Source organism: Mycobacterium sp., assembly GCF_049280035.1.
Lineage (GTDB): Bacteria > Actinomycetota > Actinomycetes > Mycobacteriales > Mycobacteriaceae > Mycobacterium.
In genome coordinates this window covers 1-7,651 of sequence record NZ_JBAPPI010000803.1, presented here as the reverse complement: position 1 = coordinate 7,651, position 7,651 = coordinate 1, and the positions used below count along the sequence as shown (strand labels likewise).

5 protein-coding genes and 1 pseudogene are annotated in these 7,651 nt (G+C 66.1%); 5 read left to right on the top strand and 1 reads right to left on the bottom strand.

The features are described from left to right. Nucleotides 1-31 precede the first annotated feature (31 nt). Nucleotides 32-259 (bottom strand): annotated as a pseudogene (locus tag WAN71_RS25680) (TetR family transcriptional regulator); the annotation flags it as partial. Nucleotides 260-340: 81 nt separating this feature from the next. On the opposite strand from WAN71_RS25680, the gene WAN71_RS25675 reads away from it, so the two are divergent. From WAN71_RS25675 to eccCa, 5 genes are all read left to right on the top strand, one after another. Beyond that, nucleotides 341-1,243: an oxygenase MpaB family protein gene (locus WAN71_RS25675; protein WP_422228020.1), complete on the top strand. Its 903-nt coding sequence runs from the start codon at nucleotides 341-343 to the stop codon at nucleotides 1,241-1,243. Nucleotides 1,244-1,385: 142 nt separating this feature from the next. Then, nucleotides 1,386-2,291: a class I SAM-dependent methyltransferase gene (locus WAN71_RS25670; protein WP_422228019.1), complete on the top strand. Its 906-nt coding sequence runs from the start codon at nucleotides 1,386-1,388 to the stop codon at nucleotides 2,289-2,291. Between the two features lie 303 nt (nucleotides 2,292-2,594). Further along, entirely contained in the window at nucleotides 2,595-4,415 is a 1,821-nt protein-coding gene (eccA, locus tag WAN71_RS25665; RefSeq protein WP_422228021.1) for a type VII secretion AAA-ATPase EccA, read from the top strand. Beyond that, a complete protein-coding gene (gene eccB, locus WAN71_RS25660) occupies nucleotides 4,412-5,989 on the top strand; it encodes a type VII secretion protein EccB (protein WP_422228018.1) in 1,578 nt (525 codons plus the stop codon). The genes eccA and eccB overlap by 4 nt, the downstream gene beginning before the upstream one ends. After that, nucleotides 5,986-7,651, top strand: a 1,666-nt coding sequence (gene eccCa, locus WAN71_RS25655; RefSeq protein ID WP_422228017.1) for a type VII secretion protein EccCa, incomplete at its 3' end; no start/stop codon positions are given. The genes eccB and eccCa, both read left to right, overlap by 4 nt.

Here is a 7,651-nt window from a genome sequence, read left to right as displayed (position 1 = left end):
GCGTGGTGGCCGCCAGGTCGGCGATCACTCAGTCGAAGACCGCTGCGACGAACTCGTCCTTGTCGGCGAAGCTTTCGTAGAAATAACGGGCGGCCACGCCGGCCTGTCGGCAGATGCCGCGAACGGTCAATTCGGCGGCATCGTCGGCACCCAGCAGATCGAGGCCGGCCCCCAGCAGCCGGGCGCGGCGGGTTGCCGTCCGATCGGCTGCCTCGATGCCACGGTATGGCCGTGCGCTGGCTGTCGCGGCGATGGCCATGGCTCCCATCTTGACATCGGGATGCACCAGGCTGCAATATCAGGAAACCGGCGTTCTCAGAATTAGCGGGGTAGGTGTGCGATGACGGTGAGCGAGCCAATCAGGCATGTCGAGCGCATGGTGAGTGATCCACCGCGAGCCCGGTTGGGCCGCCGTAAGAAGCGGCGGACGCCCCAACTGGACGACACGCTGATGGGAATGGCGCTACTGCTCGGTCCGGCGAACGTGATCATGCAGCTGGCCCGGCCGGGTGTCGGCTACGGCGTGGTGGAGAGCCGCGTCGAGAGCGGCCGGGTGGACTTGCACCCGATCAAGCGGGCCCGCACCACGTTCACCTATCTTGCGGTGGCCATGGTCGGCACAGACGCCCAGAAGGCGGCATTTAGCCGGGCGGTGAACCGTGCACATGCCGAGGTTTACTCGACACCCGACAGCCCGGTCGAGTACAACGCGTTTGACCCCGACCTGCAGCTGTGGGTGGCGGCTTGCCTCTACAAGGGCGGGGTCGACTTCTATCGCACGTTCATCGGCGAGATGGACGCGCAGGATGCCGATCGTCACTACCGCGAAGCGGTGGTGCTAGGCACCACGCTGCAGGTGCCGGCGGAGATGTGGCCGCCGGATCGGGCCGCGTTCGACCGCTACTGGCAGCAGCAACTGGACAAGGTGCACATCGACGACACTGTCCGTGAGTACCTGTATCCGATTGCCGCGGGTCGGATACGGGGCGTGCCGCTGCCGACGGTCGTGCGCAGGCAGCCGGAAAAACTCGGCCTGCTGATCACCACCGGCTTTCTGCCGCAACGGTTCCGCGAGGAGATGCACCTGGCATGGGATGCCGCCAAGCAGCGGCGCTTCGACCGGCTGATCGCCGTGCTGCGGACGGTGAACAACATGATGCCGAGCTTTATCCGGCGCTTCCCGTTCAACGTGCTGCTGTGGGATCTGGACCGCCGGATCAAGGCCGGCCGCCCGTTGGTGTAGTCGGGCAGCCTTTGCGAATACCCCCTACCGGGACAGGGTCTTGTTCTACGACACTGCGTCGTATTGAATGCCGTCGTGGCTGAACGGGCGGTGGCGCGCAGGCGACAAAGCCTGCTGGTCGGCGGGCGTAGGGTCGGTTGCCGTGCGTACTGAAGACGACGACTGGGACATCACCACGAGTGTCGGTGCGACCGCGTTATTAGTGGCCACCGCTCGAGCATTGGAGGCGAAAAAACCCGACCCATTGGCTGTCGACCCGTTTGCCGAGGTGTTCTGCCGGGCGGCGGGAGGAAACGTGGCCGACGTGCTGGACGGCAAAGTTCCCGAACACCAACTGAAGACACCTGATTGGGGCGCGCATTTCGTCAACTTCCAAGGTGCCCGCACCCGGTACTTCGACGACTACTTCCGGCGATCCGCCGATGCGGGCGTCAGGCAGGTAGTAATTCTGGCGGCGGGTTTAAACTCCCGCGCCTACCGGCTGCCCTGGCCTGACCAGACGACGATCTTCGAGTTGGACCGTCCGCAGGTGCTCGATTTCAAACGCGACGTGCTCGCCGAACAGGGCGCCAAGCCCAACGCCGAGCGCCGTGAGGTTGCCATCGACCTGCGTGAGGACTGGCCGCAAGCATTGCGGGACAATGGGTTTGACGCTGCCTCGCCGTCAGCTTGGATTGCCGAGGGTCTGCTGCTCTATCTCCCAGCGGATGCCGAAGAGCAGTTGCTCACCGGGATCGACGCGCTGGCCAGCGCGGGCAGTCACGCCGCCGTGGAAGACAGTGCCCCGATGTCGACCGAGGAACTCGAGGCCGGCATTGAAGAGGAACGGGAGGCTCGCGCCAAGGGCGACGAGCGGCTGTTCTTCCAACTGGTTTACAACGAGCAACACGCTCCGGTCGACCACTGGTTCGGCGAGCACGGCTGGACCGCGGCGCCGACCTCGTTGGCCGATTACCTACGCGAGGTCGGCCGGCCGGTTCCCGGACCGGAATCGGAGGCCCGATCCATGGTCGCTCGCAACACATTGCTCAGGGCCGTGAAGCGGTGAGAAGCCCATGCCGTACAGTCGCCTGCTAATGACATCCATTTTCATTAGCCGCGGTCGGACCGCGCTGGCGGCGACGGGGAGACCGTCCCGTCTCGCCGGCGCCCCGGGGTCGTCGCAGGGAGGCTGTTATGCGCAATGAGCTGCAGCGGTCGGGTTACCGAGCCAGGGTGACCGGGGGCAGCAATCGACCCAATCCGTGCGTCTCGACACTTAGCTTATGCAATGCTAACTTCGTCCGAGGTTAGCTTAGGCAACACTACGTCCAAAAGGGGAGACCGAGACGTGGAAACCGCTGACACGGGCATGATCGCAACACGGCCAACGACGGCGCGGGTGGATGACGACGTCATGAGTCGATTCGCGACCTGTTGCCGGGCGCTGGGGCTGACTGTCTATGACCGCACGCGTCCAGCAGACCTGACCGCCGCCCGATCCGGATTCACCGCGCTCACCCGCATCGCCCATGACCAATGCGACGCCTGGGTCGGGCTGGCCGCGGCGGGCGACGTGTCTACCCGAGTGCTGGAAGCGATTTCGCAGAACGCGGCGACCGCGGGGGTATTGCAACGCCACGCGGAACTGGCACCCGGCGCGTTGGGTTACCACTACGACACCGGGCTGTATTTGCGGTTTCGCGCGACCGAACCCGACGATTTTCACCTCGCCTACGCTGCGGGGCTGGCCGCCGAGGGCAAATTCGCCGACGCGCACAAACTGGTCGTCGACGTCACCCAGCGTCGGCCGAGTTCGCGGGAGGCCCGCTGGGTCGCGGCTACCATCCACTACCAGGCTGAGCGCTGGGCCGACGTGGTCAAACTGCTGTCACCGATCGTCAACGACTCCGGCCTAGACGAGCACTTCGCACACGCCGTCAAGATCGCCCTGGGGATCGCGCTGGCGCGGCTTGGCATGTTTGCGGCGGCGTTGTCTTATCTCGAGGAGCCCGACGGTCCGGTCGCCGTCGCCGCGGTGGACGGCGCGCTGGCCAAGGCGCTGGCGCTGCGTGCCGACGGCGACGACGAGACCGCGCGAGAGGTGCTGCAGGACCTGTATGCCGCCAACCCGGAAAACGCCCAGGTCGAAGAGGCGCTAACGGATTCCAGCTTCGGGATCGTGCCCACCACCTCGGACCGCATCGACGCGCGCACCGACCCGTGGGATCCGGCCACCGAGCCCAAGCCCGGCGACTTCGTCGACCCCGGAGCCCAGGAGCGCAAGGCCGTACTGATGGCCGAGGCAGAGCACGAGCTCGACGAGTTCATCGGACTGGAAAAGGTCAAAGATCAGGTAGCGCGGTTAAAGAGTGCGGTCGCAATGGAATTGGTGCGCAAGGAGCGCGGACTGGAAGTGGCGCAGCGCACCCACCACCTGGTGTTCACTGGGCCACCCGGAACCGGCAAGACCACGATCGCCCGCGTCGTCGCGAAAATCTATTGCGGCCTTGGCCTCTTGAAGAAGGAGAACATCAAAGAGGTACACCGCGCCGATCTGATCGGTCAGCACATCGGGGAGACCGAAGCCAAGACCAACGCGATGATCGACAGCGCGTTGGACGGTGTGCTGTTCCTCGACGAGGCCTACGCCCTGGTTGCCACCGGCGCCAAGAACGACTTCGGTCTGGTGGCCATCGACACCCTGCTGGCCCGGATGGAAAACGATCGGGACCGGCTGGTGGTCATCATCGCCGGCTACCGCGCCGATTTGGATCGGTTCCTGGACACCAACCAAGGTCTGCGGTCGCGGTTCACTCGCACCATCGACTTCCCGTCCTACCAGCCGGCCGAATTGATCGAGATCGCGAACTTCATGGCCACGAAACGCGACAGCGCCTTCGAGCGGTCCGCGCTCGACGACCTGGAAGCGCTGTTCGCCCACCTGGCCAACATCACGAAACCCGACACTGCGGGGGTGGAACGCCGCGGCCTGGATATCGCGGGCAACGGCCGGTTTGTCCGCAACGTCGTCGAAAAGTCAGAAGAAGAACGCGAATTCCGGTTGGACCACTCCGAACACGCGCAAACCGGCGAATTCACTGACGAGGAGCTCATGACGATCACCGCCGCCGACGTCGCCAACACCGTGCCGCCGCTGCTGGAGGGCCTGCGGCTGGAGACGCCGGCATGACGAACCCAGAGTCACCCGACGACCGGCGCTCGTTCGCTTCGCGCACCCCGGTCAACGACAATCCCGACAAAGTGGTCTACCGCCGCGGCTTCGTCACGCGCCACCAGGTGACCGGCTGGCGATTTGTGATGCGCCGCATCGCCTCTGGCGTCGCCTTGCACGACACCCGGATGCTGGTTGATCCGTTGCGCACCCAGACGCGCGCGGTACTGATGGGCGTGCTGCTGGTGATCACCGCGCTGGTGGGCTGCTTCGTGTTCTCGCTAATCCGGCCCAGTGGATCGGCGGCCAACAACCCGGTACTGGCCGACCGGTCCACCGCTGCGTTGTATGTGCGGGTCGGCGATCAACTGCACCCGGTGCTGAACCTGACTTCGGCTCGGCTGATCGTCGGTCGGCCGGTGAATCCCGCCACCGTGAAAAGCACTGAGCTGGACAAGTTTCCGCGCGGCAACCTGATCGGGATCCCGGGCGCGCCCGAGCGGATGGTGCAAAACACCGCCAAGGACGCCAACTGGACGGTGTGCGATGCCGTTTCGGGTCCGGCGACCGGGGTCACAGTGATTGCCGGAGCCGCAGACAGCACTGGCGCGCGGGCCGCGGCGCTGACCGCGGGGCACGCGGTGCTGGTACGCAACCCCAGCAGCAGCTGGCTGCTGTGGGACGGCCGGCGCAGCCGGATCGACTTGAACGACCACGCCGTCACCGGCGCGCTGGGCTTGGCTAGCGACATACCCGCGCCGCGGCCGATTGCCGTCGGGCTGTTCAACGCGATCCCCGAAGCGCCACCGCTGTCCGCACCGGCCATTCCGGACGCCGGAAGCCCACCGCGGTTCGGTCTGCCGGTGTCCGCGCCGGTCGGCGCGGTGGTCGAAGCCCATGCTTTAGACGCCACGTCAGGCAACGCCATGCTCTACTACGCGGTGTTGCCCGATGGCCTGCAACCGATCTCGCCGGTGCTGGCCGCGATACTGCGCAACTCCAATTCCTACCGTCTGGATCAGCCACCGCGGCTCGGCGCCGATCAGGTCGCCAAGCTGCCGGTCTCGCGGATGCTGGATACCAGCCGCTATCCCGATCAGCGGATCAGCCTGGTCGACGCCGCCCGTGATCCGGTTACCTGTGTGCGCTGGAGCAAGCCGGCCGGCGCGACCACGAATTCACTGACCTTGCTTACCGGTTCGGCACTTCCAGTGTCGGAGGCCGTGCACACCGAAGATCTGGTCGGCGCCGGAACCGGTGGCACCGCAAGCCGGGTGGCGCTGGCGCCCGGGACCGGGTACTTCACCGCAACCGTCGGGCAAAATGCGGCTTCGCCGGCGGCCGGGTCGCTGTTCTGGATCTCCGACACCGGCGTCCGATACGGCATCGATAACGAAGGTGGCGCCAATGTGCCTACCAAAACCGCCGAGGTCCTTGGCCTGAACCCGCCGCCGACTCCGATTCCCTGGTCGATGCTGTCGTTGTTCGCACCCGGCCCGACCCTGTCACGTGCCGACGCGCTGCTCGCCCACGACGGTCTGGCGCCAGACACCCGACCAGGCCGTAACGCAGCACAGGGGGAAAACCGATGAGCCGACTGATCTTTGAGGCCCGCCGACGGCTGCCACCACCGGCCACCCGCAAAGGCACCATCAGTATCGAAGCGCCGCCGGAACTGCCCCGGGTGATTCCGCCGTCGATGCTGCGACGGGCCCTGCCGGTTGTGATCGTGCTGCTGATCGTCGGCATGATCGTCGCGATGGTCGCCACCGGGATCCGGCTGATCTCCCCGCAGACGCTGTTTTTCCCGTTCGTGCTGCTGCTGGCCGCGACCGCGATGTACCGCGGCACCGACAACAAAAACCGCACTGAGGAAGTTGACGCCGAGCGGGCCGACTACTTGCGCTACCTGTCGGTGGTTCGGGACAACATCCGGGCCCAGGCCGCCGACCAACGCGCCGCGGCTGAATGGTCGCACCCCGAACCCGCGGATTTGGCCGCGATACCCGGCTCGCGGCGGCAATGGGAACGTGATCCGCGGGATGCCGACTTTCTGATGGTGCGCGCCGGCTTGCACTCGTCCGCACTGGACACCGCATTGCGGGTCAACGACACGGCCGACGAGATTGACCTGGAGCCGGTGTCGCACAGCGCATTACGCAGCTTGCTGGATACCCAGCGCACCGTCCGTGATGTTCCGACCGGTATCGACCTCACCAGGGTTTCGCGGATCACCGTGCTCGGGCATGCCGACGACGTGCGTGCAGCGCTGCGGGCCTGGATCGCTCAGGCGGTGATCTGGCACGACCCGACGGTGCTCGGCGTCGCCGTGGCCACCTCGAATCTCGAGACGCCGGAATGGTCATGGCTCAAGTGGTTGCCGCACGTCGATGTTCCCGGCGAACTCGACGGCGTCGGCCCGGCCCGCTACCTGTCTACCAAGCCCGACGAGCTGGCCGGGCTGCTCGGCCCGTCGCTGGCAGACCGCCCGGCATTCACCGCCGGGTCGGCTGATGCGTTGCGGCACTTTCTGATCGTCGTCGATGATCCGGATTACGACCTGGCCGCCTCGCCCCTGGCGGCCGGCCGGGCCAGCGTCACCGTCGTGCACCGGTCGGACAAGACACCCCATCGCGAGCAATATTCGGATCCGGAACGGCCGATCCTGCGGATCGCGGACGGCGCCATCGACCGTTGGCAGACCGGCGGCTGGCAGCGTTACATCGACGACGTCGACCAGCTGGGCGCACAAGACGCCGGCCATCTGGCGCGCCGACTGTCCCGATGGGACTCCAACCCGACGCACAGCGGACTGCAGTCGACCGCCACCCGCGGCGCCACTTTCACTACGCTGCTGGGAATTCCGGACGCGTCGCGGCTGGATGTGCCGACGATGTGGGCGCCACGAAACCGCGACGACGAGCTGCGGGTCCCGATCGGTGTCACCGCGACCGGCGAACCGCTGATCTTCGATCTCAAAGACGAAGCCGAGGGCGGGATGGGTCCGCACGGCTTGATGATCGGCATGACCGGCGCGGGCAAGTCGCAAACGCTGATGTCGATCCTGTTGGCGCTGTTGACGACTCACTCCGCTGAGCGTCTGATCGTCATCTACGCCGACTTCAAGGGTGAGGCCGGCGCCGACATCTTCCGCAACTTCCCGCAGGTCGTCGCGGTGATCTCGAACATGGCCGAGAAGAAGTCGTTGGCCGACAGGTTCGCCGACACCCTGCGCGGTGAGGTCGCGCGTCGGG

What these genes read in the sequence shown, in the direction of transcription:
- WAN71_RS25675 (WP_422228020.1), top strand. Translation starts at nt 341, where the DNA reads ATGACGGTGAGCGAGCCAATCAGGCATGTCGAGCGCATGGTGAGTGAT.
- eccA (WP_422228021.1), top strand. Translation starts at nt 2,595, where the DNA reads ATGATCGCAACACGGCCAACGACGGCGCGGGTGGATGACGACGTCATG.
- eccB (WP_422228018.1), top strand. Translation starts at nt 4,412, where the DNA reads ATGACGAACCCAGAGTCACCCGACGACCGGCGCTCGTTCGCTTCGCGC.